We start from the raw sequence: 26,715 nt of genomic DNA, 5'->3' as shown, positions 1-26,715 counted from the left end.
TCCCTTGTGCGCGCTGGTGCTCGCCGTGATCTGAAAACTCACTCGGGCCTAACACCACTGAGCCTCGCTACTCTCTACGGCTATGAACCGATCGTTGAAATGCTGAGCAGCGACAGTCAGCAGACTGGATCCCAACCAGAAATCCGTTGAGTTAACTCGTTGAGCTCTCAAGGGCGCGGCGATGGAAATTAAAGACTGATCCGTAGTGCAGTGGTGTGATCTCGGTTTGATGGCCAAGCTGCGCAAATTTCGCTCGTTTAGCTACCGCACATCAACAATTTGCGGTAGCATCCGGGATGGTCGAACGCGTGGGGGACGGGTCAAAAGAGCCGCCATAGCTAGTCTCTGGCAGCCCACATGAAAAACGTTTCTCGCTGTTCTCCCGCTTTGACCGCGTCCAGATAGCGGGTCTTCCAGACATCAGCAATGAACGTCTCCATCGTCGTGGGCAATTTCGGACGATACTCGTGCTCCCCATGGAACCTTACGATGCCACTGTTCAAAGCGTCAGCACTGAGGGTGTCGTCCTGCCATTTCTCCAGCGTCCCGAACCGTGCCAGAAATTCAGCCTCGACGTCTTTACGGGTCGTTTCGATGTATCGGTAATCCACCGGCTTGCCGATCTTCTTGCCAATGATTTCGGCCAGTTCGTTCATCGAGACATCTTCCGAGCCTACTTCGAGGTATACGCGGTGTCTGCCCCTCGGATTGGTCAATTCCTTGGCCGCCAGCCACGCAATGTCATCGGTCGCCACCCAGGGCATCTTCAAATCGGGTTTGCAGAACCAGGCAATTCGACCGTATTTGGCAACCGGCCCCGTCCACGCCGATACGTCGTCCATGAACCAAGCGGCGCGCAGGTGGACCAAATCGATGTTGCCGAGTTCGTTTAACTTTTCGTCCAGATCGTGAAAGCATTCGAAATGGCCCGTTTTCCCCTTCACGTCCGAACCCATGGCCGTCAGGCTCACGGCCAGGTTGACAGAGGATTTTTTGAGCGCATCGACAAAGCGCTTGGCAACAGCGGGGTAATGCCCCTCGATGTTGTTCCAATCGGTCTTCACCATCAGGAACGCAGCATCGGCACCCTGGAAAAACTGGTCAAGGTCTCCCTCTCCGGTGTCAAAGCTTCCCAGAAATGGCTCTGCACCAAGCTCGACCAGCGCGCCCAGCGCGGGGCCACCTCGCGACAATGCTCTAACCTGATGCCCGGCCTTCAGTAAGTTCCGGGTAAGTTTAGCGCCAACTCGTCCCGTGGCACCGACGACAGAAATTCGCATGACAGTCTCCCTGCGGTTGTTGATCGCCGATTAGTAGACTATTGCTGTGCGTACGAATTTGGAGATAGTGCCAAATGATCTCGAAATCGGGCCAATCCGCAAAACTGCTGCGTTCCTGCTACGATGACATTGATCTCGACCAGTCGGATCGTCCGGCCTTCGCTGTTCGCCTCGACTTCAATGACTATGAGGCTGAAGTACCCCAGCACCAGCACAAGGAAGGGCAGCTCATCTTGGCCCTGCATGGGGCCGTCACCTGCAAGACGGAAAATGGCATCTGGATTGTCCCACCAGACTGCGGAGTCTGGATACCCGGCGGCGTGCCCCACAGCAACCAGGTGACGTCCAACGCACGCCTGTCCTATCTGTTCGTTCAACCAGGCGCAGCGACACTGCCTCATGAGTGCTGTACTTTGTCTGTGTCACCGATGCTCCGCGAGATGATCCTCCGACTGGCGGATGTACCCGTCAATTCTCCTCCGGACAATCATGTCGGCCGTATGGTGCAGGTCTTGCTGGACGAACTCGCGCAAATGCCGATACAGGGGCTGGATTTGCCCGCCTCCAGCCATCCCAAAATCGCCGCGATCACCGCTGCCCTGATGGCGGAGCCGAGCGATCGTCGCACCCTCTTGGATTGGGCGACACACGTTGCCATGAGTGAGCGATCCTTGAAGCGGCTGATGGTCCAGGAAACGGGACTTACCTTCGGCCGATGGCGGCGGCAACTGCATCTGGTCATCGCGTTGCGCGAACTGGCCAGCGGCGCGACGGTCCAGAGGGTGTCGAGCGACTTGGGATACGAATCCCCTACCGCCTTTATCGTCATGTTCAAGAAGGCATTGGGAACAACACCGACCCGCTACTTCGCGAGGTGATTTTCCGAGTAGTCGAATTTCTCAACACTGGTCGGCCCTTGCAGCACGTGCGGTGACTACAATGGGCCTACTACGGACGATGGATCTTGCGTCGTCCCGCTCAGGAACAAGGTCGAAAAAGGGCTCGACCTCACCCAGCCGATCAGAGAGGCGACGGTAGCGCTGGGATCCGGGATCGACAGCCCCCCTTTGTATCAATCATTTGGATTTTCGGCGTTGAAGCTATTGAGAGGATGCGCGTTACTTCTAAGTGCATGTCCCCAAAACACCAATACCCACGCCTTGAACGGATACGAATCAACCATCCGTGAAACATGAAGATGTTAGCCGCACGCGATGAGTCGTGGATTTTCGCACCAAATGGTGCTATATGAGCTACTCATCTACGGGGGCTGGAACATGCGATCAACCATAAATATCGACGACAATCTTATGGAACGGGCCAAGTCCCTCACGGGCACCAAGGAAACAGCAGCTCTCGTGCGGCAAGCGCTGGAGACACTCGTGCGTGTGGAATCCGGCAAACGGCTGATCGCGCTTGGCGGCTCTATGCCTGAGGCTGAAGCGTCGCCTCGCCGACGGAGCGACGTGGCAAAGTGATCCTGGTAGACACCTCGATCTGGATAAATCATTTTCGATACGATGACTCAGAACTACGAAAAATCATCAATGATGACCAGTTGCTCTGCCACCCATTCGTTGTGGGCGAATTGGCGCTCGGCAGCTTAAGAGAGAGGGCTGCAGTTTTAGAATTCCTAGCAGCTCAACGCGAGGCGCTAATCGCGACCCATGCAGAAGTAATGACGATCATTGATCGTCATTCGATATTCAGCATGGGGATTGGTTACACAGATGCGCATTTACTTACTTCAACGTTGCTCGACCGGCGATCAAGCTTGTGGACAAGAGATAAGCGCCTAGCGGCCGCAGCACAAAAAGTTGGTGTGGCACTTTACACGCACGCGCAAGCCTCTCGTTAGCCCAGCAACGCAGGACGCCCAGCAATATTGTGGCTCTTGAACGGATTCGAACCGTCGTCCACGCGTCGTGGATTGGCTAAGCATTTTGCGACGCAATTCATTCACACTCGCTGGCGCCGCCCTAACTTGGTTTTGCTGGCTAATCGGAATGATGCGCACCGAAAGAATGATCGACCGAACGGCGGTATAGCTAAGGTCGCCAAGTTGCGGAGAAATCAGCGCGGAGACGTAGAGGAAGGCGCTGCGGATACCGCTGGCTTGTGATCGCACACCGCTTTCAAAAGCGAGATTGTCGTCGCTTGAGCAGTTTTCGAAATATCCGCATATCCTTCTCTATACTGAAGCTTCCCCATAACTGTGCTAGCGAGGCCTGCATCCATTCTCTCGGCGACGGCCAATGCAGCGGCGGCCCTGTTTTTGAATGGCAAGAGAGCTTCGAGAACGTATCCATCGCCGCATGCCTTGGCGATGCACGCGATATCGAACATGTCACGTGGCTGAAGAGAGGATCCTCGATAGTGAACCTTCTTCGCGATGATTTCGCCCGGGGTCTCAAGGTCAACTTGGATTCCACGTACTGCGACGCGGGATGTTGGATCGTTGGTTAGACTTGGAGCACAAATGAAGTCAATTTCACCGATGCCCGCGAACACGATTTTCAACGCATGCGTCCCGTCCGAAACATATTCATCTGGGTTCACCTGCAGGGTATAGCCCTGTGTTGTCGGGTTCAGATATGGGAGGACCTGCGGATCATCGACGAAAATGTCGATATCGAAGCTTTCACGATGGTTTATCTGGAGCATAAGGGCGGTGCCACCCCCGAAAGTCCAGCTATCGAGGAGTTTAAAAGAAGAGTTCGCCTGATTGATAATTGACGCAGCCTGGTCGAAAAGGCTTTCCCATTGGCTCATCAGGACAACCCTCAGGCGGCTAGGGCGAGGGGATATCCAGCTAGCTGCGAGAATTTCTGGGCAATCTCGGATGCTGTACCGTGGTCGATTTCCATCTCATCCAGAAACTGGTGCTGGAGCTCGGCTTTCACTTCGGAATAGAATGAGAATGCCGAAGCATCGAAATTCTCAACGCTCGCAAAATCCGAAATCTTCGAAGCGAGTTGCTCAGCCGAAAGGTTCGTCCCGTAAGGGGCGTTCACCGTCGACAGTACCTTAATCGCAACGCTAGACATCGTTATCACCACCAATTTTCAATAAGTTATGTAATACATACCCGCCAAAAACGCAAGAAACACAGCAGACGCAGGCATGCAACGGCATTAATCCGGCTTATTCCAGTTCTTGTAACAAGAGCAGACGAAGCTGCGGCGTTTTTCTTCCCGGTGCATGTCTACTACACCGGGAAGAGGCATTTTGCGGCTCAGAGGCCGGCGCGCGCAAAACCGTGTTCAACGAGCCGGTCGATTACCTCAGGATAGCTGACGCCGCTTGCCGCCATCGCCTTCGCATACATGCTGATATCGGTGAACCCCGGAATGGTGTTCACCTCGTTGACCAAAAAAGCCATGTCCTCGGTCAGGAAGAAATCGACGCGCGCCATACCGTCGCAACCGAGCGCCCGGAAGGCGAGTGCTGCCGTCTCGCGGATCTTCGTCTCAACCTCTGGCGGAAGCTCTGCCGGAACCGTCAGCGCCGCGCCATCGTCGTCGATATATTTCGCATCGTAGCTATAGAAGCCATGGCTTTCGGCCGGGATGATCTCACCCGGGCGAGAGACGAACAGGCCACCCTTGGCGTCCTCGAGCACGCTGCACTCGATCTCGCGGCCGCGGATGAATTCCTCGGCAAGCAGCTTGCGGTCATGCTTGAAGCCCTCCGCGAGCGCCGGCGCAAATTCCTGGTTGCCGGAAACCTTGCGCACGCCGACCGAAGACCCCTGACGCGCCGGCTTAACGAACAGCGGCAAACCCAACGCGATCTCAAGCGTGTCGAAGGACGGCACCCGATCCGCATGCACGGTAACAGCACGCGCCACCGGCAACCCCGCCGCCCGCAGCAGCTGCTTGGCGATATCCTTGTCAAGCGCTGTCGCTGAACCCAGGATGCCGCAGCCAACCAGTGGCACGCGGGCCACCTCCGCCAGTCCCTGCACGGAACCATCCTCGCCGAAAATACCATGCAGAACCGGGAACAGAATATCGATCTTCCCGGCATCGCTCATCCTGCCGCCGTCGATGGCGATCATCCGCCCACGCCCGCCGGGCACCAATGCGATTTCGGTGCCGTTTGCCGGCCTGGCGAGCACGCCATTTTCGAAATGGCTGAGCAGCCACTCGCCTTCCCGCGTCACGAAGATCGGCACCGCCTCGTATTTCGAGGGCTCCAGTGCGCCCACGACATTCGTCGCCGACATGACGGAGACGTCGTGTTCGGCCGAGCGGCCGCCGAAGAGAACGGCGATGCGCAGCTTGCCGCGGGAAGATGTCATGAAAACCCCCAAAATAATCTCGTGTCTAAATAGTCTAAATAGATGTCAGAAGCCGATCGCGATGCCGCGATTGGCAAAGAAGCGGTCGAATATGGCAAGCGGTAGCAGCACATCCGCCTGGCTCGCAGCATCATGACCGGATGGATTGTGGAAACGGACCGTATCAGCCGAGGCTGCCGTCACCAGAATGAGATGCCCGCCTTTTGAGGGCGGCATGCGTTCCGGCCAGCGTATGCCGCTATTGACCGAGGCGATGAAGAACGGGCGTTCAGCGAGCAGACCGGGGATGCTCTCTGTTGCGACACCCGTCATCGTTTCTGCCGAGAGCCCGAAGCGCTCGCCCACATAGGTCACGAAGGGCGCATAGATCAGTCCCTTGATCGAAGCATCCAGCTCGTTGACGACATAGCCGCCATAGGCGGTGCAGGCACGGGCGAGAGCAAGCGTCGGAAGCAGGTCGCCGCGCGCTGCCAGGATCATCTTCAGGCAGGCCATGCCGCAGACATTGACCGCCCAGCGCGCGTATTCCTCGATCGTCTCGGCACCCGATTGCCGCCAGAGCGGATCGCGCAGCAGCGCCGCAGATCCTTCGGCAAGCACGGGCAATGTCATCTCCGGTGTTTCCCACTGACTGAAATAAGGAACGACGCCTGATGATAAGGGCATGGCAAAAATCTCCTGAGCGGTATACTCGTATACGAGGTTGCTTGGCATGATCAAGATGATTGCTGTCTCGGAGAAGGTTGGCCATGAACGATTTCGTCGCAATAAATGTTGAAACCATCCGGCCGGAGACCGTGGCGGATCGTATCGCAAGGGTTCTCAGGGAAGCGATTTCCGGTGGAGAGCTTCGCAGTGGCGTCGCGCTCCGACAAGACGAGCTGGCCGCACGATTTGGGTTCAGCCGCATGCCTGTGCGTGATGCCTTGAGGCTTCTGGAAAGCGAGGGCCTCGTAACCATTCACCCGACAAAGGGGGCCTTCGTGGCAAGAATAGATGCCAAGGAGATTGCGGAGATCTATTCCATTCGCTCGCTACTGGAGACGGAAGCCTTGCGCCTGTCATATGTAGGGCTGACGACAGCCGATTTGGACAGGGCGGCAACATTTCTCGCCCAGATCGACGCTGAGAAGGATGTGGGACGTTGGGGGACGCTGAATAAGCAGTTCCACATGACACTTTACGGCGCCTGCCAAAATGAGCGGCTCATCGGCCTTATCGCTACCCACCATGATGCAGCCGACCGCTACGTACGTGTATTGCTATCCAGCTTGGACTATGGGCAGCAATCGCAGGGGGAGCACCGTGCTCTACTAAAGGCTTGCAGAGATCGGAATATCGACGCTGCAAGTACAATTTTGCAGCGTCATTTGCTTGAAGGAAGTCGCAAGCTCAGCGCGGCCGCCCAGTCGAGCTAAGCGGCTCGCCGGTTCAGCGTTTGGCCATGCCTTAAATGGCAACGGACGGTGGCCGACGTCAGCTTTCTGGCCGAGACGAGCGAAAGTTCGTTTGTCCTGGGAGATCCGCTGTCGTTGAGACGGGTGACAGGCATATTGCTCTTGATGAGAGGTGAATCGCTGACCCCCACACTGCAGACGTAGGAATCTACCCTGACAGACCGTTGCGCTATCACGAACTCTTCGGAAGTTTCGTCTTAAAACTATCTTTCGCTTCGGCTGAAAGTGGACAAAGAGTGATTTTAGCTTAACGTCGCGAACCAATCGGGCGGGCTCAAGGTGGATTAGGCGTGGGCTTCTTCGGGGCATTTGATATGCCGCATCACGGTTTTCAACCTCACCCGGATTGTCGCCAATAGGTTGGGGGCCATCGCCCGCGCGGATTATCTCATGCCAGCTGGAACGATGTAACAATGCATGTGCTTCTTTAGAGTGATACGGTGCCAGCCGTCTTGGACCTCGTACCCCCCGGTGATCGATGACAATATTTACCGTCCGACACGTCACGTCCTATCGTTATAAACGGCCGGTTGAGTTCGGAGAGCACAGACTTTTGTTCAGACCGAGAGACAGTTTCGATCAGACGCTGTTGAGCTCCCACCTCCTCATTGACCCGGGACCGGACTATCTTCGTTGGATCCATGATGTGTTCGGAAACTGCGTCGCAGTGATCGGATTTGCTCAACCCTCACGAGAGCTCCGCTTCGAAACCGTCATTCGCCTTGACCATACACCCTATGTCGCAATTGATCTGCAAATCGATCAGGAAGCTTTGACTTACCCGTTTTCATATGATCCAGACGAAGCGCTGGATCTGGAACGAACCATCCAGCGCCACTACGCTGATCCACATGATCAGGTCGGTAAATGGGCGCGCCAATTCGTGCGAATCGGGCAACCCACTGAAACCGGGCACCTGCTGATGACGTTGTGCTACGCCATCCATGAAAGTTTCATCTATGCCCGACGACAAGAGCATGGAACGCAAGCGCCGACCGAGACGCTGCAGCTTCGAAAGGGAACCTGCCGCGACTTCGCGCTACTTATGATGGAGGCCGCTCGATCACTTGGGTTCGCGGCCAGGTTCGTCACGGGCTATATCTACGTTCCAGACCGAGACGGATCCACCACCCTTGGCGGCGGTTCCACCCATGCGTGGTGCCAGATCTATTTGCCAGGCGCCGGTTGGGCTGAGTTCGACCCAACCAACGGTATCGTGGGCAACCATGATCTTATCCGTGTTGGGGTGGCGCGGGATCCGAAGCAGGCAGTTCCTTTGTGGGGAAGTTACGACGGAACAGCTGCTGACTACGAGGGCATGTCAGTCCAGGTCAACGTCACAACGGATGATCGCATCGAAACTGTGCTCAACTGATCGGAACGCATTGCCTATTCCGGCGTTTGCCGCCCAAGCTAGTCTCACGGCAATTCGCCGGCGCAACCGAATTTTATGATGAAGATACCTGGACCGGGTGAACCGACACTTCTTCGCGCCTGCGCCGAACATGCACGATGTTGATTAGTGATAATGTGTGCTCCTATCCGAGCGGCGACACACGAGCTAACAAACTTGGCAATAGCAGCTTTCCCTCACGGTAGGTGTACGGCGAGACTCAGGAATCGATACCTTATCTGTAGGTTGCGTTGAGTTTCACATGCTGCCGGAAAACGCGTCTGAATTCGCGGTAACTCTCAAACCCAAGAGAGATCGCCAACCGAACCACCGTCGACTGGGTGACGGAACAACAAACAGCAAGCGAATTTGCTGTCCCGAAGGCGACGACTTCCGGGCAGGCGACTGCAGTTCGCGCTACTCTCTCTTGATGGCTCGATAGCCTCAAGCTTTTGACCGCAAGCATGTTTCTCAAATCAGATACTGTTTTGGGCTTCTGAACTGTTGATTTCGTTGCCATGACGATTGTCGTTCGCACCGCCGATGCGTTTCTGAGCGGCTGATTTTTCCAATACCTATGTGATGGCAGGGGCACTATCGGCCCCTGCCATCTATGCCTTCAACTCACAGGAACCGGCTGTTTTTTCGACACGGATTCAATCGCAGCAAGTGCAATCGCCAGAGCGTTGCGAGCATCGGCTCCTGTTGGTGCATTCTGAACAACACCGTTACGAACCGCATCGACAAAGGAAGCAAGCTGCGCCGTATAGGCCTGAACGAAGTGGTCCGTATCGCGCCGCCATGTCTCGTTGGATACGCCAGTAGCGTCGAACAGCGTCATGCTAGAACGTCGCACGTCGCCCATCGCAGCCATTCCGCCGGAGCCGAATACTTCGCCGCGAATATCGTAGCCGTACATTGCAGAGAAGTTTGCTTCCGCAACCGCGATCGAGCCGTTGTCAAAACGAATATTGACGACGGCGGTATCGAGGAAGCCTGTATTGCGTGCGTCCGAGCGAACCAGCGCGTCTGCCATTGCAAACACTTCGACAGGCTTTGCGCCGGGGTTCAACCAGAGCAGGGTGTCGAAGTCGTGGATCAACGTTTCATAAAAGATGGTCCACAAAGGAATTCTGTCTGGGTCGCCGCCGAACGGACCAGGATCACGCGTTAGCGACCGGATGAGTTGAACCGCGCCGACCTTTCCGGCATCGATCGCTTCGCGGCCTTCGGCAAATGCCTGGTCCCAGCGACGATTAAAACCGACCTGCAGCGGAACGCCTGCGGCCTTGGCGGCGGCAATGCCGCGGTCCGCATCTTCAAGCGTGAGCGCCATTGGCTTCTCGCAGAATATCGCTTTGCCGGCCTCCGCAGCCTGCTCGAGGATATTGGTGTGAAAGCGTGCGGGTGTCGCAATGATGACCGCATCCAGACCGGGGTGAGAAAGCAGTTCTGCAACGTCGGTGTAAGAAGCGTCGGCGCCCAGCCTCTCCGCAAGCTTTCCAGCGGCTCCGGGGGCGGGGTCGGCGACGGCTATCAGCTCCGCGTCCACAAGCCTTTTTGCGACGCTCTCACCATGAAACGAACCGATGCGCCCTGCCCCGATAAGTCCGACGTTGACTGTTTTGACCTTGGTCATGATTTTTAGTCCTGTTTTTGAAATCAGAGAGTGAAGGCTTCGCGGAAGGCAGCAAGCGCGGTGTCAGCATCTCCGGATGCCCATGCTTCCATCCCGATCGGGCCGGAGTAGCCCATGTGGCTCAGGGCTCTTGCGATCCCCTTCCAGTTCACTTCGCCGGTGCCCGGCTCAAATCGCCCGGGTACATCGGCCACCTGAATCTCACCGATCCACGGCAGGCTCCTGCGGCAAAGTTCGATCAGGTTCCCCTCACCGATCTGCGCGTGGTAAAGGTCCAGGTTCAAACGCAGGCGCGGGTGGTCGATGCTCGATACGAGTGCCAACGTGTCTTCGGCGCGCCCGAACGGAACGCCGGGGTGATCGACGGGAAGATTGAGGTTTTCCAGCGTGAAAACCACGTTTTCTTCTTCCGCGAGGTCGACGATTCGGCGTAGCGTATCCTGAGCCTTCAGCCACATGGCTCCCGTGACGACCTCGACAGGCTGAATCGGTAGTCCACGATCCCCGAGGCCAGTGCCGTGAAGGTTGAGGCGCTGCACGCCAAGACGTTTACCGATCTGAGCTGTTTCGCGCGCGGTTCTCAAAAGTTCGGCTGCACCTTCTTCATCCGTAAGACGCCCGGTCAGGTAACCGTTCATAATTGTGAAGGTCGCACCTGTGGCTTCGAGCTTGGCGATGTCGTGCTCTGGCCAATTCCAGAGGCCCACGCCAAATCCCTGCTCCTTCAATCGGGAAGCGCGCCATTCGATAGGCTTGTCCCGCCACAGCATCTCCGCGCAGGCGGCTAACGGAAACGGGGTGTTATTCGTACTGCTCATTTGGGGTGGTTCCCTGGATTTTGGATATGACTGTCCCAAGGCCCGGCGAACGCGCCGGGCCAAAATTCATGTTTCCAAGTGTCTTCAAATGGTGCCGCCCAGCTCCGCGGAGATCGACTGGAGTTCTTTGCCGCCGGCCATCAGGTTCTGCAGGCCATCGAGGCTGATTTCATGTTTGGCAAATGTGCCAAGCGTCTTTCCCCTGTTCAGAGCTGTAAAACGGTTGCCGACGGCAAAAGCGTGTCGGACGTTGTGCGTAATGAAAATCACGCCCAGACCTTTGCGACGAACCTGATCGATGTACTTCAGGACCATCGAGGTTTGTGCAACACCGAGTGCAGATGTCGGTTCATCGAGAATGAGGACTTTCGCCCCGAAATACACGGCGCGTGCGATCGCCACGCATTGACGTTCGCCACCGGAGAGCGTGCCGACGGCCTGCCCGGGTTCACGAACATCGATGCCGATTCTCTTCATTTCTTCGCTGGTCACGCGATCCGCGAATTCCATGTCCATGTATTTGAACGGACCGAAACCCTTCAACGGCTCGCGACCCATGAAGAAGTTTCTTGTGACAGACATCAGCGGGATCATCGCCAGATCTTGGTAGACGGTAGCAATCCCCGCATCGAGCGCATCTCTTGGCCCGGTAAAGAGATGTTGTTTCCCCTCGACGAGGAAGTCGCCGGATGTCGGTCTGTGAACGCCGGAAAGAGTATTGATCAGAGTTGATTTTCCGGCTCCGTTATCTCCGAGGAGGCACAGAACCTCTCCTGCGTGAACACTCAGCGAAACGCCGTTGAGTGCGATAATCGAGCCGAAGTGCTTTACGAGGTTCTTGACCTCGACGAGTGGTGTCTGGCTCGTGCTCATCAGCGTTCTCCCGTCACACGCTTGCGAATGATGTTGTTGAAAATAACCGCAATCAGCAGCATCCCGCCGAGGAAGACGAGGTACCAATCCTGGTCGATTGACGTGTAGGTGAGACCGATCAAGACCATGCCAAAGACGATCGATCCGAAGAACGCACCGATTGCCGAACCATATCCTCCAGTCAGGAGACATCCGCCGATGACGGCCGCAATGATGGCTTCGAACTCCTTCTGAAATCCCCGTCGTGCGTCCGTTGAACCCGCATCAAGCACGGTGAGGATCGCGACAAGAGTGGCGCACATGGCGGTAACAATGAAAAGGGTGGTCTTTACGCGCGCGACGGGAACACCCGACTTGCGAGCTGCCTTCGGGTCGCCTCCGGATGCAAAGATCCAGTTTCCAAACCTCGTGCGCAGCAGAACCCAGGTCGCGACGAGTGCAATCAGCACAAACCAGAGAATTTCTACGGGGATACCGGGGACTTTCGGCGTTCCATTGGGGAAGGTCTCGATGACGCCTGCACTGCCAAGCCACGTGAAGAGGCCCGGGAAGGCATCGCCTGAGAACAGCGGCGCAAGGGGACTGTCCGCCACAGCTTCCCTCATGCCGCGAAGCTGTGTTGAACCGCCGCTCGCCCACTTCAGTCCGACGAGCGTGAGGCCACGAAGAATGAAGAGAAACGCAAGCGTTACTATAAACGATGGAAGTCCGGTGCGCATGGTGAGCTGGGCGTTGGTGACACCGATGACCACGGCGAAAGCAAGCGCGATCAGGATCGCGACGCTGAGCGGCAGATTAAGGACCACAAGGGCCGTGCCAAAAACTAGCCCTGCGAACGCGACCATCGAGCCGATCGACAGATCGAACTCGCCGCCGATCATCAAGAGTGCCGCGCCAGCCGCAAGAATCCCCAGTTGAGCAGCTGGCGCCATGAAGTTTACAACGCCTGCAAGTGTGAACATGGCGGGGTTTGCGGTCAGCATGAAGAATGTTGTGACGAGCACCAGTCCTGCGACTGCGCCGAGTTCCGGACGTCGCGCGAGCGCGGTCAATGTCGAAACCTTTTTCAGGCGCTCGTCGGATCGAGTCGGGGACCCGTTCTGTTCGTTGGCCAGCGTCATGGTCGTACCTCAGATGTCAGTTGTTTACGTGCGCCATCGGCTGCCGTTCACGCTTCACGCGGATCCGGATGTCGGGCGATGAGGGCAGCCCCCGTTGGAGGTGCGGGAGCTGCCGGATGGGTCCCGCTCAGCGGATACCCTGGGAGGATTTCTCAATCACCGAAGCGGCGGTATCCTTCTCGACAAAGCTCGGACCCGAGGCAACGTTTCCAGCAGGAATCGTGCCATATCTTGCATTCAGCGCGAGGAATGTGACTGGCAGATATCCCTGGAGATAGGGTTGCTGATCCACGGCAAAAAGCGCCTTGCCTTCCGAAACAGCCTTCAGGAAATTGGCCGAGAGATCGAAAGAAGCGACCTTGACCTTGTCGCCATTGCCCATCTTCTCGACAACAGCAACCGCTCGCTCACCGACGAGCGGTGCCGACAGGCCAAGCACGACATCGACAGAAGAATCCGAGGTTAAAGCAGCCTGGATCTTTGATTCAATTTCCGCCGGGTCGGCGGACGTCGGCAGGACCGTTACCTTTCCACCTTCGAAGCCCTTGGCGGTACCTGCGCAGCGCTGGTCAAGGGCGGCATTTCCCACCTCCTGGTTTACGCACAGCACATGCTTCATGCCGAGAGACTTGAGTTTTTCGCCGACCTTGGCCCCTGCGGTAAGTTCGTCCTGGCCAACATGAAGCTTGATGCCAAGCTTTTCCGTTGCGGCAATGCCGGAGTTCATGGAAATGACGGGGATACCGGCCGCGATGGCCTTGGCAATCGCCGGGCCTAGCGCATCCGGATCGGGATTGGAAATTACAATGCCCGCCGGGTTTTGATTGACTGCGGCCTCAATGAGCTGAGCCATTGCGACCATATCGAAAGTCTCGGGTGCCCGGTAGTCAACCTTGGCATTGATGTCCTTGCCGGCCTGCATCATTCCGTTTTTCACGATCGACCAGAAGGGGTCAGAAGCTTGTCCATGAGTGACCGCGATGATGCTGGGCTGCTCCTCGGCTTTGACGCTAACCGACCAAGCGCCAATCAGTGACACGGCAATAGCCGCAGAAGCGAAATTCTTCCAAATGGATTTCATTTTTTTCCTCCTCAATGTCACCCACTCCTCTGAGTGACGAATTCGAATGCTACCGGGTGCAAATGTGTTTGCTACCGGGTGCAAGCAGGTGCATGTTATGTCAGAATGCGTTAAAAGCAAGCATTCATTTCACTGAATCAAAAAAATGGAATTTATGTTCCATTACCGGAGAGTTTATGCGGAAGAGAGCAACGGCGAAACAAGTGGCAGATGCGGCGGGAGTCTCCAAGTGGACCGTGATACGCGCTTTCACGCCGGGAGCTTCGATTACCGACGAAAGCAAGCGGAAGGTACTGGAGACCGCTGCAGCTTTGAACTACACGCCGAACCTTCTTGCACGAAGCCTCGCCACCAACTCGACGGGTCAGATCGCTGTCTTCGTGGATGACTTTTCCAACCCGCAAAAACTCCCTTTCCTTGAGGCGCTTACCGAGAAGCTCCAGGCCGCAGGCCTGGTCGTGATGCTGATCAATATCAATAGCCACTTTAACCATGTGAACGCACTTCTCCATGCGGACCAGCGTCAGGTCGATGCCATCATTCTGTTTGGTACAGCGTTTCGCGACGAAACCCTGACAGACCTGCAGCACGGACGCGGCATGCCGCCTATGTTCGTGCTTGCACGTGACAGTCAGATCGACGGCGTGCCAGCGGTTGTCTGCGACGCGGAACTTGCTCTCAGGGAGATCGTCGACCACCTTCATGCGCAGGGATACAAGCGCCCGGGCTTCATGAGCGGTGCTGCCGCTTTGTCCACGGCTTTAAAAAGAAGCCATTACTTCACGGAGTTCTGGGCAGAAAAAGGCATCCAAAACATCGTCCAAATGAGCGCGGAAAAATACAGTCTGGACGCTGGTGCGGCCTCGGTGAGGAAGTACTTAAGCGAGACTTCACCGCAAGATCGCGTCGATGTGCTAATGTGCGAAAACGACATTCTGGCGATGGGCGCAATGGATGAGATCCGGGCAAACTTTCGCCTTCAAGTTCCCGAAGATATTGCGATAGTGGGTTTCGACAACTACGAGATATCCGGTTCGTTCGGATACGGCATTACCACCTATGAGCAACCGCGCGACGAAATGATTGATGCAATTCTGAGTATGATCAAGGGGAGTTCGGCTTTGAAGACGGTAACTCTTCGGGGAGAGCTTGTCGTTCGACGCTCAACTTAAACGCTGTCGACTGATCACAGTTGACTATTCTTTAGGACCATCCGATCGGAACGTCACAAAGTCGCGGCGAAGCTTGGATGTCATCCGAACTGGATTTCATCAACGAGGCAGGCATGCAGTGTGCGTACCGACCGCATTGGACGGAATCGAACCGTAAGCACTGTTCGTTGGGAACAGCATTGCGGCACGATGCCAACTGGTGCGCGGATTTGACCCGTCATCGGGGACTGATATACTCCCCTTCGGCTCTTACGGCCAGTATGCAACACCAATCGTGCGAAGCGGCAAGAATGCACCCCGCGCTATGTCACCGCGATTCGTTGAACAAAATCCAGAAAAGCCTGCACCTTGGCCGGCGGCATGTGGCGTGACGGATGATAGGCGTAAAGTGGAAACCGCTCGCCCGACCATTCCGTCAGGATCGTCGTGAGCGCCCCGCTCTCAAGCCACTCGTCGAGGCCGATGGCAAAACTCTGGAATATGCCTTGCCCTGCGAGACAGGCCGCGACCGCAGCGGAGGGATCGTCCATGACCAACCGCCCGGCCACCTTGATCTCGATGGCGCCGTTATTCCCCTGGAATTCCCAGGTGAACGGTCGCCCGGTCTGCGGGTCGCGAAAGAGAATACAATCGTGGCGCATCAGGTCGTGGGGCGTGACTGGAACTCCGTGACGCTCGAGATAGCCTGGTGCGGCACAGGTCAGCACCGGTACGTCCAGCAGTTTGCGCGCGATCAGCGAGGATTCGTCCGGCGGACCAAAACGCACGGCGACATCAGCGCCACTCATCATCTCTTCGCGGTAGTTGCTGGTTGTCAGATCGAGCGTCAGGGCGGGATAGAGCGCTAGAAACTCACCGATCCTCGGCGCCAGCACCATGCGCGCGAACCAGGGATCGATCGAAACCCTGATCCGCCCGCCGACGAACGCCGCCGAACCGGCTGCTTCGGAGGCCGCCTCCTCCAGCCCGGCCAGCAACGGCATTATCCTGGCATGGAAGCGGACGCCCTCTTCCGTCAGCGTAACCTTACGCGGGCTGCGGTCGAACAACCTGACGCCGACGCGTTGCTCGAGTCGCGCTACCGCACGACTGACCCCCGATGGCGTGAGGCCGAGAACATCCGCGGCGCGCACGAAATTGCCCGCTTCCATCACCGCCCCGAAAACGCCGACCCCGGTCAGCAGCCGCGTGTCGAAACTCATGCACCTCTCCGCCGCAAGGTCGGTCTTCGCCGACCGTCTTCTCATGATGATTTGAAGTCATCTTATCCTTGATTTTAATGCGCGTGAATCATCTTTCTTCATCCCGTAAATAGTTACTTAGCGCCCGGGCGGCGCCAGCGGCATGCCGGAACCGTGGAAATCTCCGACCTTGCAGAGAAGGACTTCATGCATGAATGCGATCTCACGCAGAAACCTGTTGGCGCGCGGCGGCCTCTTTCTGGCAGCCGGCACCGCCGCTGCAAATACGCCGGCTCATGCGCTGGCAGCCAAACCGCAAGCGCGGTCCGGAAATTTCAAACCGATCGACATGGCGATGGAGCAGGCCGTTCGGGACGGAACAGTGGCAGGAGTCGTTGCCACAGCCGCAGGACCGGACGGCATGATCTATGAAGGGACCTTCGGAAAGGCCAATACAGTGACCGGAGCGACAATGCGCGCCGATACGGTGTTCTGGCTGTTGTCGATGACGAAGGCCTTCACCGCCACGGCCTGCATGCAACTCATCGAGCAGGGTAAGATTGATCCCGAGGACGATGCGGCGAAACATTTGCCGGAACTCGCCAATCCCATGGTGTTGGAGGGTTTCGACGGCGATGGCCAGCCGCGCCTGCGCCCGGCCAAGCGGGCCATCAAGGTGCGGCACCTGCTCACCCACACCTCCGGCTATACCTATTCGATCTGGAGCGATGCGCTGACCCGCTATCAGCAGGTTACAGGAATGCCGGACATAGCAACCTGCAAAAACGGTGCTTTCCTGGCACCGCTCGAGTTCGATCCCGGCGATCGCTGGCAATACGGCATCAGCATGGACTGGATCGGAAAGCTGGTGGAGGCGGTGAGCGACCAGTCGCTGGAGGTCTATTTCCGCGAAAACATCTTCGATCCGCTCGGCATGACCGATTCAGGCTTCCTGATCGGCAGCAAGCAGAAGGCCAGGGTCGCCACCTTCCACAACAGGAACGCGGACGGCGGACTGACGCCCGCGCCCTTCGAGATGCCACAACGGCCGGAATTCTTCATGGGCGGCGGCGGCGCCTTCAGCACGCCACGCGACTACATGGCCTTCCTGCGGATGCTGTTGAACGGCGGCTCCCATAAGGGCGTGCGCGTGCTGAAGCCGGAAACGGTCACGTCGATGATGCGAAACCAAATCGGCGACCTCGACGTGCGCGCCATGACGACGGCCCAACCCGCCTATTCGCAGAGCTTCGACCAGTTTCCCGGTGAACCCCACAAATGGGGATACTCGTTCGACATCAATACGCTGCCCGGTCCGAACGGTCGGTCGGTCGGCAGCATTTCCTGGGCTGGCCTGCTCAACTGCTATTTCTGGCTCGACCCGGCCCGGCAGGTGACCGGCGCCATCTTCACCCAGCTTCTCCCATTCCACGACGAAAATGTCGTGCAGCTCTACGGCACATTCGAGCGCTCTCTCTACGACGGCCTCGCCTGATCCATTTCCAACCTCAAAACCAGGAGACATATCATGTATGCGATTACAGGAATTACCGGCAAGGTCGGCGGCGCGCTTGCGGACGCCCTGATCGAAGCCGGAGAACCGGTCCGCGCGGTGCTGCGCGATCCCGCCAAGGCGGAAATCTGGTGCAAGCGCGGTTGCGAAATCGCCTTTGCCGACATGGGCGACGCAACAAAGCTCGCCAACGCGTTCAAGGGCGCCAAGGGCGTCTTCATCCTACCGCCGTCGGACTTCGATCCGGCGCCCGGCTATCCGGAAGCGGCAAAGCAGAATGAGGCGCTGACGACCGCTCTCCTTGCTGCCCGCCCGGAAAGGGTCGTCTGCCTCTCGACCATCGGCGCCGACGCGGAAGTCGACAATTTGTTGTGCCAGCGGACGATGCTGGAAAAAGCCCTCGGCGACCTCGATCTTCACGTCACCTTCCTGCGGCCTGGCTGGTTCATGGAAAATGCGGTCTGGGACGTGGTCGCGGCGCGCGACGAAGGCGTGCTCCACAGCTTCCTCCAGCCTGCCGACAAGACTTTCGCCATGGTGTCGACGCAGGATATCGGCCGGCTTGCTGCAGATCTTATCCGCGAGCAATGGATCGGCAAGCGGGTGGTGGAACTGGAAGGCCCGGCACGGGTCTCCCCCAACGATCTCGCCAATGCCTTCGCGATAGTGCTCGGGCATCCGGTACGGGTGGAGATCGTCCCGCGGGAACGCTGGGACGGCCTATTCCGTGCCCAGGGTACGCGTCACCCGCAGCCGCGCATGCGTATGCTCGACGGTTTCAACGAAGGCTGGATCGACTTCAAAGCCGACGGCGGAAACCGTGTCAGGGGCAAGACGTCGCTTGAGCAGGTGATCGAAGCGCTGGTCCGGCAAGCAGCGGCGAGCGAGACCGCGTGAACCCGCCGGGAGAACGGGCGGCGGACGGCTTCTGCCTCTGCCGTCGCGTCCCTCGCAACTCGAAAGGATTGATCATGGAAACGATTGAGACTCACGGTGTCGCTATCCCCAGGTTAGGACTGGGGACTTTCAGGATGCCGGGCGATGCCGCCCGACCGGTGATCGAAAGTGGGCTTGAACTCGGCTTTCGCCACATCGATACCGCCGCCATGTACGACAATGAAGCCTCCGTCGGCGCGGCGCTCACGGCCTCCGGCATAAACCGCGCTGACCTCTTCGTTACCACCAAGGTCTGGCACGACAAGCTCTCCCCCGATGCCCTGCGACGGTCCTTCGACACGAGCCTCGGCAAGCTTCGCCTCGACCATATCGATCTCTTCCTCGTGCATTGGCCATCAGCGAAGATGAACATAAGCGCCACGCTCGACGCCATCACCAAACTGAAAGAGGAAGGGTTGGCGCGCGCCATCGGCGTTTGCAACTTCAACCTGCCCATGATCCGGCATGCGATCGAGGAAATCGGCGCCCCCATCGCCGTTCATCAAGTGGAATATCATCCGTTCCTGTCGCAGACGCCGATGCTGGATTACCTTCGCCGCAGAGGTATTCCGATGACCGCCTATGCGCCGCTTGCGCAAGGCCGGGCGGCAAAGGAGTCCGTTCTCGCTAGGATCGGTGAGAAGCACAGCGCCACCGCAGCCCAGATCGCCATAGCCTGGCTTCTGGATCAGGAAAACGTCATCGCTATCCCCAAAGCCGCTCGCTCGTCCAGCCAGCGAGCCAATCTCGATGCGCTCAATATTCACCTCGACGAGGAGGACCGCGCGGCTATCGCGGCTCTGCCGAAGGACGTGCGCTACGTTGATCCACCTTTTGCTCCAGACTGGGAGGCTGCAACGCTCTGAAATGGGGGGTCCTTAATCTCGGGCTACGCTCAGGATGCCTCTCGATCTAGCCGAGCAACGTGCGCTGGTTGGAGCCAAGACTATTGGCAGGAACAACCGAAATGGGGCGCGCATAGCTGCCTAAGCCTTCGCAGATTGTAATGCTGTCGCCTTGATGAGATTCGCACTTACGACCAATATGTTATAAATTCGGCGAAGGGGTTGGTTAGAAAGAATCTCCCGCCCAATCTTCATGGCCGTGCCTTATGCGGATGACGAATACGCTCCCGTCTTCAATGATGCGGTACACGACAGGGTGAGCCTTGAAAGGATGGATCCTGACAGGAGGATAAATCTCATAGCGTTCGCATGCCATTCTTGGGTTGGTGGCGATGAGTTCGAGCAAGGCAAAAAGCTCATCGTGATATTGTCTCGCGACTGGTGCTCCGAAGATGCGGATGCCTTCTTCTGCAATGGAAATAATATCCTCTTCCGCTTGGACAGATAGGCTAAATGGCATTAAGCGCGTCCGCGGCTGATGTCAGCTCGAGAAGTGGCTAAAGCAAACAACTCTTCCGTTGAACGGCTCCCAACTCCGCTTCTGATCCCGTCGTCGACAAATCGCTGCATCTCGGCAATCTTATCCGTACGCGCTTGGTCTCTGCGGATCAGGTCCCGGACATAATCGCTCGCATTCGAGTATCGACCAGTTTTGGCCTGTGCTTCAACCCAATCTTTCATGAGGTCTGGCAGGGATACATTCATCGTCGCCATTCGAGTCTCCCTAATGCCTCAACATACTCGCTGATGGCAAAGTTTGTTAAACTAATGATGAGCTCGCAATTACAGCTCTTGATGGGAACCGAACGCTGCACCCATAATTCGGCTAAGCTGCTATTTGGCGTATCATTAATCCTCCTCTGGACGCTTCTCAGGCATCAGTGAGGGGTCCGCCAGTACACGAAATAGTCATACGTCCTCGGGATAGAGACGAGGGAAAAGGGTATCGAGCGCTTGGACTGGAAAGCGCAGCGACACAGGCCCCTTTTCGGTAACTGACGCAAGCAGGCCCTCATCCGTCAGCGCCTTTAGAACGCGCCGCGCCGATCGATCTGGCAGGCCAGTGATACGCGAAGCCTCTCCCCGCTCAAATTCTCCGCGCACAAGGGCTTCCTGAAGTAAGGGCGCGCACTCGTCAGGCAAAGTTTCCTGACGATAGACATAACGCTTGAGGCGTCCCCCTAGTGTTTTGAGGTCAAACAGGCTGTCCATGTATTCGAGCTGATCGAGACACACGCGCAGAAACCAACTGGTGAACAGTTCCAGTCCCTTGAGCGACAGGTTGCCCCGTCCATCGCGGTCGCCCTGACGTGGCTCGTCTGCCCAAGCCATATGCTGCTTATATTCGGCGCGTCCTTCAGGCCCCCCCGCCAAGCCTCGAGCCAAGCCGCGGGAAATTGACCAGAGACCATGAGCTCCCACTCCGGCCGCTTGTGCCATCGCATGACTCATCAAACGGCTAACTCGGCCGTTGCCGTCTGGAAACGGATGGATGTAGTTGAAACGGTGATGCGCGGTCGCCATCGCAAAAAGGCGGGCGCTACGGCTGCTCCCAACTGCCATCATCGCTTCTCCTGGAGCCGGCTGGAAGGCGAACCGCTGATGGAAGTAGGCCATGAAATCGGGCACGCGATCGCTCGCGGGAGGCAAATGTCTGCCGACCTCGACGTCCTGCTCCTCCCCTCGCCGCCATTCGCCGGGCGTCATAAAAAAGCTGTGGTGGTTACCGACAATCGTCAGCATCTTTACTGTTGCGCCATCATAAAAGGCGCGGTGAAGATAGCGGATGAATTCTATCGATGCAGGATCAGGCAACATCCCTGCCGCCTCTCGCTCGTCGATCTCCTGCTGAACACGATAGTGGGCGACGGCTTCGATCTTGAGGTCGCGCCGATCGTCCTCGGGCTTAATTCCCTGCAGGGCCTGCTCGATCTCACGTGGCCGGGTGTTGTGGCCTTCGATCAGATTACTATAGTAGGTGTTCATGATCCTGACGGTGCGGGCCAGTTGGGCTGCGGTTTCAGGATGGAGAGCCCGGCCAAGTCGTTCGGCCCTAGCGACAATCTCAAGCGAAAGGTCCAGCAGTTCGCCACTGGGATGCTCGATACGCGCCGGTTCGATGCGGGTAGATGCTTCTTCGACAGTCATTTTGGCCGATATCCAGTTTCCTTATATCATTTATATATATGGGATTTTTGTCGATATACCATCACATTTGGCCGATCTTTTGGCCGATGTTGTCGTGAGTACTATAGCCCCGTCATCAAGACATGACCCACCCAATCACCAAAAAGAACTCGGGCAATGACACTCGGTTAGTCTTCCCTGGCAAATCTTTGCGAACTTCTGGCCTTTCCACTGCGATGTTCATATTAGTTTACCCGCCTTGAAAGGATATGAACCAGCGACCCCGCTAATCAATTTTCCTCGGTTGGGAGATTGTCTTACCAAAGCAATTTCTTGGCACGATTTGAATGAGATCGACCAGCCTCTTCATCTCATCGCGCCAGCTAGCATCACTGATTGAAGCGCCGTGCGGAGATTAAGTACGATAAAATCCGCATAATTGCGGAGATTAAACTTGCTATTCTCCGCATCCAATACCCCTCTTGTTCCCAATTTGGGAATGTGGTAGACAAAGATTATGCAGATCATCGCCAAGTCTACATTGAGACAATTCTGGGAGCTTCACACTCACGCCGAGACGCCCCTAAAAACGTGGCACGCGATGGTCAGCAAGGCCGAATGGACGACGCCGGCCGATGTGAAGGCAACATTTGGCGCGACGGTAGATTTCGTTTCCGACAATCGCATCATTTTCGACATATCGGGCAACAAATACCGGCTCATTGTCCACGTCGCCTACCCCTACAAACGAGTGCTGATCAAGTTCATTGGCACTCACAAGGAATATGACCAGATTAACCCGGAGACAGTGTAATGGACAACATCCGCGCCATCAGAAACGATGATGACCTCGCATGGGCCATTGCAGAGGTCAGCCAGTATTTCGATAACCCGCCCGATCCTTTCAGTCCCGATGGTATGCGCTTCGATGTCCTTTCCGATCTCATCGAAGCGTACGAAGACAAGCACTACCCCATCGATGCACCCGAGCCGATTGAACTTATCAAGGCCCACATGGAGCTGACAGGACGCAGCCAGAGTGACCTCGCGACGCTGTTCGCTTCTCGTTCTCGTGCATCCGAAGTGCTGAACAAAAAGCGTGCTCTGACTGTCGAAATGATTCACCGGCTGCACAAGGAATGGGGAATTCCTGCCGATTGCCTTGTTGAGCCTTATCATCTTGACGGTCCGGAACTGAAGTACGCCAGGCGACGTCACCATTGAGCCAATTTAGCGGCCTTGTTCTCCAGCGATAAACTCCATAGCCATCATCGATACCACCTTCAGCTTCTGCTCTGCGTCCGAGGCTTCAAATGCCTGATCAAGCATGTCGACGGCATTCTGGAAGCGATCCAATTCGCGGTCAAAAACATCCGCCTGCGTGGCCTCGCCATAATGCAGATCGGCAAACTCCTGGGCTGCCACCGCAAGAATGAAATAGCCAGCAGCCCGCTCGGGATCCTCCAGCGCGGCCTTCCGGGCCACGGTTGCGGCGCTATGATAAGCCCGAGAGCCGTTACCTTTTTCCCGGATGATATCGGTAATCATTTTAAACATGGGTTTCTTCGCCTTTTCTTTTTCCCGAGGGGAGGGCTCCCTCGAAGGTAATGCAACCGGGTTGACCAGAAACTGATAGAGAATGTCCGTCGCGACGTCGAAATCTTCCATTGTCATCGCTTCCTTCGGATTATGAGATCCGTTGCGATTGCGGATAAAGATCATACCGGATGGAATTCCCGCTTCCGAGAACACCGCCGCATCATGGCCGCCACCTGATGCAAGCAGGCAAACGGGTGAACCTGTCGCCCTCGTGGCCTCCTCCAGATGAGCGATGAGTTTCTCATCGCAGATCGCCGGGCTCGTCCATAAAGCTTCACCGGTGTCGAAACGAACCGCGCGCTCGCGCTCGATGCGAGCGATCTGGGCAAGAACAAACGAATGCATGCTGTTAAGCATCCCGCTATCCTGGCTGCGAATATCCAGACTGAACTCTATAAAATCGGGGATCCGGGTCAATGCATGTTTCTGTTGATCTGTCGAAACCATACCACTGGTTATGACGAGATCACGGCCGGCGGCGACAAATTCATGCCAGGCGGCATCAAGAACGTTGAGGAGTTCCGCCATGGCGAGCACCGCGTCATGTCTATAAGCGAGGGGAACCGCCCCGGAATGACCCGCCTCGCCATAACAAGCGATTTTTCTGTATCGAAAATTACCGCGTATTCCCGACACGATCCCGGTCGGTAGATTGCGCTCTACTAGAACAGGACCCTGCTCGATGTGGACCTCGAGATAGGCGCTCACACATTTCGCGTCGATAATCGGTCTGCCGGCACGGATCGGCTCCATGTCGATGCCTGCGGCTTCCATATGGTTGGAAAGCGTCCGTCCGTCACCTCGATGTCTTGCGGCAAGTTCCTCCGGTGAAAGTACGCCAAGAAGAGCTTTGGACCCCACGTAACAAGGACCAAACCACGCGCTTTCCTCGCCGCGCATGGCAATGACCTTTACCGGCTGGGAGAAGCTGTTGCCTTCTCGCCTGGCACGAACCAAGCACATGATACCTGACAGAACCCCGGCCAGTCCGTCGAAATTCCCTCCGCGAGGAACGCTGTCGACATGTGAACCACATAATACAAAGCGATCGGCCGTGTGATGTTCGGGTAGCGAGAATACGACGTTGCGACCTTGATCCCAAACAGCGGCCAGCCCTTCAGCACGGGCAAAATCCATCAGGAACTGCAGCGTACCAGTTTCGACATCGGAGAACGCGGGTCGACTGACGCCTTCGAGATCAGCGGATTGTTTGGCGACCTGCCTGAACAGATGGACGGCTGTGCCGGACAGGTCGTTGATTTCGTCCGTGTTCGCAAGGCTCGCAGACATCAGGTATACTCCGCAAGAGCGATTGTTTCTCTGGCAAGTTTTGCAGTGCCGATTAATGCATCCACACTGGCGAGGCCGCGGGCAATGAGCACAGCTTCGAGCTCACAAACAAGACGCGGCATGGTATTGGGGCTGATGAAAGTGGCGGTGCCCACCTGCACGGCACGTGCGCCGGCCATCAGATATTCGATGACGTCATCAACCGTAGAGATGCCCCCGCAACCGATTACAGGGATGGAAACCGCGTTAGCGCATTGATACGTCATGCGCAGCGTGATTGGTTTTATGGCCGGGCCGGACAGGCCGCCCATAACATTTCCAAGCCGGATCTCGCCGGTGCGGCTGTCAATGGCCATCGCGAGCATGGTGTTGGCCGCGACGAGTGCGTTGGCACCTGCCGCTTCGGCCGCCTGCGCCACCTCCACCACTTCACCTGTATTAGGCGAAAGCTTCGCCCAGAGAGGCAGATCCGTTGCGTCACGGATTTTCCGAATCACGTTTTCGGTCGAACCGGGACGCATGGCGAAGGCCTTGCCGTGATCTTCAATATTGGGACAGGATATATTGACCTCGATCGCGTCAACACCTGGAATGCTGATCTCCTCGGAGAACCGGGCAAAATCGTCGGCCGTTCCCGCAGATATGCTGACGACAAGAGGCGCCTCATACTGCGTGTAGAAAGGAATTGTGTTCCTGACAAACCACTCCGCGCCCTTGCTTGGTATCCCGATTGAGTTCAGCATTGCACCACGGATCTCACAGACACGCGGCACGGGGTTGCCTGAGCGCCTTTCTCGGGTGATGGTCTTGGTCACATGCGCACCAATGCAGTCAAGGTCGAAAACATCCGCCAATTCTTCGGAGAATGTACCGGACGCCGGCATGATCGGGTTCTTTAGCGACAGAGTTCCGATCCGCGTGGAAAGATCCGTCATCACAGCACCTCATCAAGGTCAAAGACAGGACCTTCACGGCAGACCCTGAGATTGACTGCCTCTGCCGAGCGCTTGAAGGGTCGTACACAGGCCTGGCACATGCCAATGCCGCACGCCATGTGCTGCTCCAGTGCAACCTGCCCCCCAATAGCATGCTTGGTAGCGATGTCCTGCACCATGCGCATCAGGCGGGCTGACCCGCAGGTGAAGAGAGAATCGACCTGGTGGCGTTCAACCAGATTATCGATTAGAGGTGTCAGGCTCTCCACACCTGAATTGCTTTCCAGATCGGTAACGGTGATGACTTCCGCGCCATAAGCGCGAAAAAGATCTGTAGACATAAGAAGCTTGGGAGAGCGCGCGCTGCAAATCGCGGTCAGTCGCCGCCCCGTGTACGCACATTCCCTGGCAAGCGGCGCAAGGGTCGCCAGCCCTACACCCCGCGCTAGAAGAAGAGGCCGTTGCCATTCAGCCTTTAATTCGAAACCCTGGCCAATTGGGCCGACGATATCGAGCGTGTCGCCTGCCTTCAGTTCAGACAGCGCACGGGTACCGGCACCAGCCACCTTATAGAGGAAGGCAAGCTCTCCTTCTTCCAGGTCATACGAGTAGATGCTCATCGGTCGACGGAAAAATGGCTGGAATCGATCCGTCTGAGGGCAAAGAATGTGAAAGAACTGGCCCGGCCGGCAATCGAGGACCGAATCGGGGGCCGAGAGCACCACCAGGCGGTACTCGCCGTTTACCGGCTCGTGTCGTTTTATGATCGTCTCGACCTCATGAATGGATCGACGGGGTGGAAGAGGAGCAGAAGCTGAAAAAGCACAAAGACTGGCTGACATGTCGTGAATCCGGGAAAAAAGGGCTACCCTCCAGGGGCCAAGTCCGCTGTTGAGGCAAGCATAGACGGAGAGGAAAGTACGCAGACGGAAAACACCGTCATCGCGCGACCAGAACCCAGATCAGCGTCGGGCCATAAGGCAACAAAGTGTCATGTGCACTCCTGCGTTCAAAAACAAAACATGTCCCTCAACGCACAAAAAGTCAATAAGATTCTCAAAATTGAGATTTATCGCATTAATAATCAGACGG

28 protein-coding genes are annotated in these 26,715 nt (G+C 56.7%); 11 read left to right on the top strand and 17 right to left on the bottom strand.

Features of this window, described 5'->3' with window-relative positions; genetic code table 11:
- Positions 1–338: 338 nt before the first annotated feature.
- Positions 339–1,280 carry an NmrA family NAD(P)-binding protein gene (locus ASD46_RS08875; protein ID WP_060642076.1) on the bottom strand — a complete coding sequence of 314 codons (942 nt, stop codon included), beginning with the start codon at positions 1,278–1,280 and terminating at the stop codon, positions 339–341.
- 74 nt (positions 1,281–1,354) lie between these two features.
- On the opposite strand from ASD46_RS08875, the gene ASD46_RS08870 reads away from it, so the two are divergent.
- From ASD46_RS08870 to ASD46_RS08860, 3 genes are all read left to right on the top strand, one after another.
- The gene (locus ASD46_RS08870; RefSeq protein WP_060642075.1) at positions 1,355–2,158 is read left to right on the top strand and encodes an AraC family transcriptional regulator; all 804 of its coding nucleotides are present in this window, start codon (positions 1,355–1,357) and stop codon (positions 2,156–2,158) included.
- 399 nt (positions 2,159–2,557) lie between these two features.
- Positions 2,558–2,758, top strand: coding sequence for a type II toxin-antitoxin system VapB family antitoxin (locus tag ASD46_RS08865; RefSeq protein WP_013637280.1), 201 nt, complete (start codon positions 2,558–2,560; stop codon positions 2,756–2,758).
- Positions 2,755–3,138: a type II toxin-antitoxin system VapC family toxin gene (locus ASD46_RS08860; protein ID WP_060642074.1), complete on the top strand. Its 384-nt coding sequence runs from the start codon at positions 2,755–2,757 to the stop codon at positions 3,136–3,138. Before ASD46_RS08865 ends, ASD46_RS08860 begins: the two co-directional genes overlap by 4 nt.
- A 215-nt stretch (positions 3,139–3,353) precedes the next feature.
- Here the strand turns inward: ASD46_RS08860 and ASD46_RS08855 are convergent, their stop codons facing one another.
- From ASD46_RS08855 to ASD46_RS08840, 4 genes are all read right to left on the bottom strand, one after another.
- Entirely contained in the window at positions 3,354–4,052 is a 699-nt protein-coding gene (locus tag ASD46_RS08855; protein ID WP_003519101.1) for a nucleotidyl transferase AbiEii/AbiGii toxin family protein, read from the bottom strand.
- A gap of 11 nt (positions 4,053–4,063) precedes the next feature.
- Entirely contained in the window at positions 4,064–4,327 is a 264-nt protein-coding gene (locus ASD46_RS08850) for a hypothetical protein (protein WP_013637284.1), read from the bottom strand.
- Between the two features lie 188 nt (positions 4,328–4,515).
- Positions 4,516–5,583, bottom strand: a complete 1,068-nt coding sequence (locus ASD46_RS08845; protein WP_019565647.1) for a D-alanine--D-alanine ligase family protein — start codon at positions 5,581–5,583, stop codon at positions 4,516–4,518.
- A 45-nt stretch (positions 5,584–5,628) separates the two neighbouring features.
- Positions 5,629–6,249 carry a C39 family peptidase gene (locus tag ASD46_RS08840; protein ID WP_060642073.1) on the bottom strand — a complete coding sequence of 207 codons (621 nt, stop codon included), beginning with the start codon at positions 6,247–6,249 and terminating at the stop codon, positions 5,629–5,631.
- Positions 6,250–6,332: 83 nt separating this feature from the next.
- On the opposite strand from ASD46_RS08840, the gene ASD46_RS08835 reads away from it, so the two are divergent.
- Both ASD46_RS08835 and ASD46_RS08830 read left to right on the top strand, forming a co-directional pair.
- Positions 6,333–7,001 (top strand): GntR family transcriptional regulator, encoded by a 669-nt coding sequence (locus tag ASD46_RS08835; RefSeq protein WP_060642072.1) that lies wholly within the window; start codon positions 6,333–6,335, stop codon positions 6,999–7,001.
- Positions 7,002–7,518: 517 nt separating this feature from the next.
- Positions 7,519–8,415, top strand: coding sequence for a transglutaminase family protein (locus tag ASD46_RS08830; RefSeq protein WP_060642071.1), 897 nt, complete (start codon positions 7,519–7,521; stop codon positions 8,413–8,415).
- 637 nt (positions 8,416–9,052) lie between these two features.
- Here ASD46_RS08830 and ASD46_RS08825 read toward each other — a convergent pair.
- From ASD46_RS08825 to ASD46_RS08805, 5 genes are all read right to left on the bottom strand, one after another.
- Positions 9,053–10,072 carry a Gfo/Idh/MocA family oxidoreductase gene (locus tag ASD46_RS08825; RefSeq protein WP_060642070.1) on the bottom strand — a complete coding sequence of 340 codons (1,020 nt, stop codon included), beginning with the start codon at positions 10,070–10,072 and terminating at the stop codon, positions 9,053–9,055.
- A 23-nt stretch (positions 10,073–10,095) separates the two neighbouring features.
- The gene (locus ASD46_RS08820; RefSeq protein WP_060642069.1) at positions 10,096–10,890 is read right to left on the bottom strand and encodes a TIM barrel protein; all 795 of its coding nucleotides are present in this window, start codon (positions 10,888–10,890) and stop codon (positions 10,096–10,098) included.
- Positions 10,891–10,974: 84 nt separating this feature from the next.
- The gene (locus ASD46_RS08815) at positions 10,975–11,763 is read right to left on the bottom strand and encodes an ATP-binding cassette domain-containing protein (protein ID WP_019565642.1); all 789 of its coding nucleotides are present in this window, start codon (positions 11,761–11,763) and stop codon (positions 10,975–10,977) included.
- Positions 11,763–12,884, bottom strand: a complete 1,122-nt coding sequence (locus tag ASD46_RS08810) for an ABC transporter permease (protein WP_060642068.1) — start codon at positions 12,882–12,884, stop codon at positions 11,763–11,765. The genes ASD46_RS08815 and ASD46_RS08810 overlap by 1 nt, the downstream gene beginning before the upstream one ends.
- Before the next feature lie 127 nt (positions 12,885–13,011).
- A complete protein-coding gene (locus ASD46_RS08805) occupies positions 13,012–13,965 on the bottom strand; it encodes a sugar ABC transporter substrate-binding protein (RefSeq protein ID WP_060642067.1) in 954 nt (317 codons plus the stop codon).
- Between the two features lie 176 nt (positions 13,966–14,141).
- On the opposite strand from ASD46_RS08805, the gene ASD46_RS08800 reads away from it, so the two are divergent.
- On the top strand, positions 14,142–15,137 hold the full coding sequence (locus ASD46_RS08800; protein WP_019565639.1) for a LacI family DNA-binding transcriptional regulator: 996 nt from the start codon (positions 14,142–14,144) through the stop codon (positions 15,135–15,137).
- A gap of 302 nt (positions 15,138–15,439) precedes the next feature.
- Here ASD46_RS08800 and ASD46_RS08795 read toward each other — a convergent pair whose 3' ends face one another.
- The gene (locus tag ASD46_RS08795) at positions 15,440–16,339 is read right to left on the bottom strand and encodes a LysR family transcriptional regulator (protein ID WP_060642066.1); all 900 of its coding nucleotides are present in this window, start codon (positions 16,337–16,339) and stop codon (positions 15,440–15,442) included.
- Between the two features lie 190 nt (positions 16,340–16,529).
- On the opposite strand from ASD46_RS08795, the gene ASD46_RS08790 reads away from it, so the two are divergent.
- The 3 genes from ASD46_RS08790 to ASD46_RS08780 all read left to right on the top strand — a co-directional run bounded on the left by ASD46_RS08790 (position 16,530) and on the right by ASD46_RS08780 (position 19,633).
- Positions 16,530–17,813 (top strand): serine hydrolase domain-containing protein, encoded by a 1,284-nt coding sequence (locus ASD46_RS08790; protein ID WP_060642065.1) that lies wholly within the window; start codon positions 16,530–16,532, stop codon positions 17,811–17,813.
- A 33-nt stretch (positions 17,814–17,846) separates the two neighbouring features.
- Positions 17,847–18,728: an NmrA family NAD(P)-binding protein gene (locus ASD46_RS08785; RefSeq protein WP_060642064.1), complete on the top strand. Its 882-nt coding sequence runs from the start codon at positions 17,847–17,849 to the stop codon at positions 18,726–18,728.
- A gap of 74 nt (positions 18,729–18,802) precedes the next feature.
- Positions 18,803–19,633 (top strand): aldo/keto reductase, encoded by an 831-nt coding sequence (locus tag ASD46_RS08780; protein ID WP_060642063.1) that lies wholly within the window; start codon positions 18,803–18,805, stop codon positions 19,631–19,633.
- A 205-nt stretch (positions 19,634–19,838) separates the two neighbouring features.
- On the opposite strand, the gene ASD46_RS08775 is transcribed toward ASD46_RS08780, so the two are convergent.
- The 3 genes from ASD46_RS08775 to ASD46_RS08765 all read right to left on the bottom strand — a co-directional run bounded on the left by ASD46_RS08775 (position 19,839) and on the right by ASD46_RS08765 (position 21,820).
- Complete coding sequence (locus ASD46_RS08775; RefSeq protein WP_060642062.1) at positions 19,839–20,132, bottom strand: type II toxin-antitoxin system RelE/ParE family toxin; 294 nt, start codon at positions 20,130–20,132, stop codon at positions 19,839–19,841.
- On the bottom strand, positions 20,132–20,386 hold the full coding sequence (locus ASD46_RS08770; protein WP_060642061.1) for a type II toxin-antitoxin system ParD family antitoxin: 255 nt from the start codon (positions 20,384–20,386) through the stop codon (positions 20,132–20,134). Before ASD46_RS08770 ends, ASD46_RS08775 begins: the two co-directional genes overlap by 1 nt.
- 195 nt (positions 20,387–20,581) lie before the next feature.
- Entirely contained in the window at positions 20,582–21,820 is a 1,239-nt protein-coding gene (locus ASD46_RS08765; RefSeq protein ID WP_060642060.1) for a Fic family protein, read from the bottom strand.
- 496 nt (positions 21,821–22,316) lie between these two features.
- Between ASD46_RS08765 and ASD46_RS08760 the strand changes: the two genes are divergently transcribed.
- Both ASD46_RS08760 and ASD46_RS08755 read left to right on the top strand, forming a co-directional pair.
- Positions 22,317–22,613 carry a type II toxin-antitoxin system HigB family toxin gene (locus tag ASD46_RS08760; protein WP_038497210.1) on the top strand — a complete coding sequence of 99 codons (297 nt, stop codon included), beginning with the start codon at positions 22,317–22,319 and terminating at the stop codon, positions 22,611–22,613.
- Positions 22,613–23,023: a helix-turn-helix domain-containing protein gene (locus ASD46_RS08755; RefSeq protein ID WP_060642059.1), complete on the top strand. Its 411-nt coding sequence runs from the start codon at positions 22,613–22,615 to the stop codon at positions 23,021–23,023. Before ASD46_RS08760 ends, ASD46_RS08755 begins: the two co-directional genes overlap by 1 nt.
- A gap of 6 nt (positions 23,024–23,029) precedes the next feature.
- Here ASD46_RS08755 and ASD46_RS08750 read toward each other — a convergent pair whose 3' ends face one another.
- From ASD46_RS08750 to ASD46_RS08740, 3 genes are read right to left on the bottom strand one after another with little or no spacing between them, the layout of a single operon-like run.
- Positions 23,030–24,688, bottom strand: coding sequence for a hydantoinase/carbamoylase family amidase (locus tag ASD46_RS08750; RefSeq protein ID WP_060642058.1), 1,659 nt, complete (start codon positions 24,686–24,688; stop codon positions 23,030–23,032).
- Positions 24,688–25,623: a dihydroorotate dehydrogenase gene (locus tag ASD46_RS08745; RefSeq protein WP_060642057.1), complete on the bottom strand. Its 936-nt coding sequence runs from the start codon at positions 25,621–25,623 to the stop codon at positions 24,688–24,690. The genes ASD46_RS08750 and ASD46_RS08745 overlap by 1 nt, the downstream gene beginning before the upstream one ends.
- Positions 25,623–26,465 (bottom strand): dihydroorotate dehydrogenase electron transfer subunit, encoded by an 843-nt coding sequence (locus ASD46_RS08740; protein ID WP_082546159.1) that lies wholly within the window; start codon positions 26,463–26,465, stop codon positions 25,623–25,625. Before ASD46_RS08740 ends, ASD46_RS08745 begins: the two co-directional genes overlap by 1 nt.
- Between the last annotated feature and the right edge of the window lie 250 nt (positions 26,466–26,715).

Origin of the sequence: Rhizobium sp. Root491, assembly GCF_001427205.1 — a bacterium.
Taxonomy (GTDB): domain Bacteria; phylum Pseudomonadota; class Alphaproteobacteria; order Rhizobiales; family Rhizobiaceae; genus Agrobacterium; species Agrobacterium tumefaciens.
This window is presented reverse-complemented; position numbering and strand designations above follow the sequence as displayed.

What these genes read in the sequence shown, in the direction of transcription:
- ASD46_RS08780 (WP_060642063.1), top strand. Translation starts at nt 18,803, where the DNA reads ATGGAAACGATTGAGACTCACGGTGTCGCTATCCCCAGGTTAGGACTG.
- ASD46_RS08815 (WP_019565642.1), bottom strand. Translation starts at nt 11,763, where the DNA reads ATGAGCACGAGCCAGACACCACTCGTCGAGGTCAAGAACCTCGTAAAG.
- ASD46_RS08740 (WP_082546159.1), bottom strand. Translation starts at nt 26,465, where the DNA reads ATGTCAGCCAGTCTTTGTGCTTTTTCAGCTTCTGCTCCTCTTCCACCC.
- ASD46_RS08820 (WP_060642069.1), bottom strand. Translation starts at nt 10,890, where the DNA reads ATGAGCAGTACGAATAACACCCCGTTTCCGTTAGCCGCCTGCGCGGAG.
- ASD46_RS08875 (WP_060642076.1), bottom strand. Translation starts at nt 1,280, where the DNA reads ATGCGAATTTCTGTCGTCGGTGCCACGGGACGAGTTGGCGCTAAACTT.
- ASD46_RS08845 (WP_019565647.1), bottom strand. Translation starts at nt 5,583, where the DNA reads ATGACATCTTCCCGCGGCAAGCTGCGCATCGCCGTTCTCTTCGGCGGC.
- ASD46_RS08810 (WP_060642068.1), bottom strand. Translation starts at nt 12,884, where the DNA reads ATGACGCTGGCCAACGAACAGAACGGGTCCCCGACTCGATCCGACGAG.
- ASD46_RS08745 (WP_060642057.1), bottom strand. Translation starts at nt 25,623, where the DNA reads ATGACGGATCTTTCCACGCGGATCGGAACTCTGTCGCTAAAGAACCCG.
- ASD46_RS08770 (WP_060642061.1), bottom strand. Translation starts at nt 20,386, where the DNA reads ATGGCGACGATGAATGTATCCCTGCCAGACCTCATGAAAGATTGGGTT.
- ASD46_RS08805 (WP_060642067.1), bottom strand. Translation starts at nt 13,965, where the DNA reads ATGAAATCCATTTGGAAGAATTTCGCTTCTGCGGCTATTGCCGTGTCA.
- ASD46_RS08790 (WP_060642065.1), top strand. Translation starts at nt 16,530, where the DNA reads ATGAATGCGATCTCACGCAGAAACCTGTTGGCGCGCGGCGGCCTCTTT.
- ASD46_RS08840 (WP_060642073.1), bottom strand. Translation starts at nt 6,249, where the DNA reads ATGCCCTTATCATCAGGCGTCGTTCCTTATTTCAGTCAGTGGGAAACA.
- ASD46_RS08825 (WP_060642070.1), bottom strand. Translation starts at nt 10,072, where the DNA reads ATGACCAAGGTCAAAACAGTCAACGTCGGACTTATCGGGGCAGGGCGC.
- ASD46_RS08765 (WP_060642060.1), bottom strand. Translation starts at nt 21,820, where the DNA reads ATGACTGTCGAAGAAGCATCTACCCGCATCGAACCGGCGCGTATCGAG.
- ASD46_RS08850 (WP_013637284.1), bottom strand. Translation starts at nt 4,327, where the DNA reads ATGTCTAGCGTTGCGATTAAGGTACTGTCGACGGTGAACGCCCCTTAC.
- ASD46_RS08855 (WP_003519101.1), bottom strand. Translation starts at nt 4,052, where the DNA reads ATGAGCCAATGGGAAAGCCTTTTCGACCAGGCTGCGTCAATTATCAAT.
- ASD46_RS08755 (WP_060642059.1), top strand. Translation starts at nt 22,613, where the DNA reads ATGGACAACATCCGCGCCATCAGAAACGATGATGACCTCGCATGGGCC.
- ASD46_RS08760 (WP_038497210.1), top strand. Translation starts at nt 22,317, where the DNA reads ATGCAGATCATCGCCAAGTCTACATTGAGACAATTCTGGGAGCTTCAC.
- ASD46_RS08835 (WP_060642072.1), top strand. Translation starts at nt 6,333, where the DNA reads ATGAACGATTTCGTCGCAATAAATGTTGAAACCATCCGGCCGGAGACC.
- ASD46_RS08800 (WP_019565639.1), top strand. Translation starts at nt 14,142, where the DNA reads ATGCGGAAGAGAGCAACGGCGAAACAAGTGGCAGATGCGGCGGGAGTC.
- ASD46_RS08870 (WP_060642075.1), top strand. Translation starts at nt 1,355, where the DNA reads ATGATCTCGAAATCGGGCCAATCCGCAAAACTGCTGCGTTCCTGCTAC.
- ASD46_RS08785 (WP_060642064.1), top strand. Translation starts at nt 17,847, where the DNA reads ATGTATGCGATTACAGGAATTACCGGCAAGGTCGGCGGCGCGCTTGCG.
- ASD46_RS08865 (WP_013637280.1), top strand. Translation starts at nt 2,558, where the DNA reads ATGCGATCAACCATAAATATCGACGACAATCTTATGGAACGGGCCAAG.
- ASD46_RS08750 (WP_060642058.1), bottom strand. Translation starts at nt 24,688, where the DNA reads ATGTCTGCGAGCCTTGCGAACACGGACGAAATCAACGACCTGTCCGGC.
- ASD46_RS08830 (WP_060642071.1), top strand. Translation starts at nt 7,519, where the DNA reads ATGACAATATTTACCGTCCGACACGTCACGTCCTATCGTTATAAACGG.
- ASD46_RS08775 (WP_060642062.1), bottom strand. Translation starts at nt 20,132, where the DNA reads ATGCCATTTAGCCTATCTGTCCAAGCGGAAGAGGATATTATTTCCATT.
- ASD46_RS08795 (WP_060642066.1), bottom strand. Translation starts at nt 16,339, where the DNA reads ATGAGTTTCGACACGCGGCTGCTGACCGGGGTCGGCGTTTTCGGGGCG.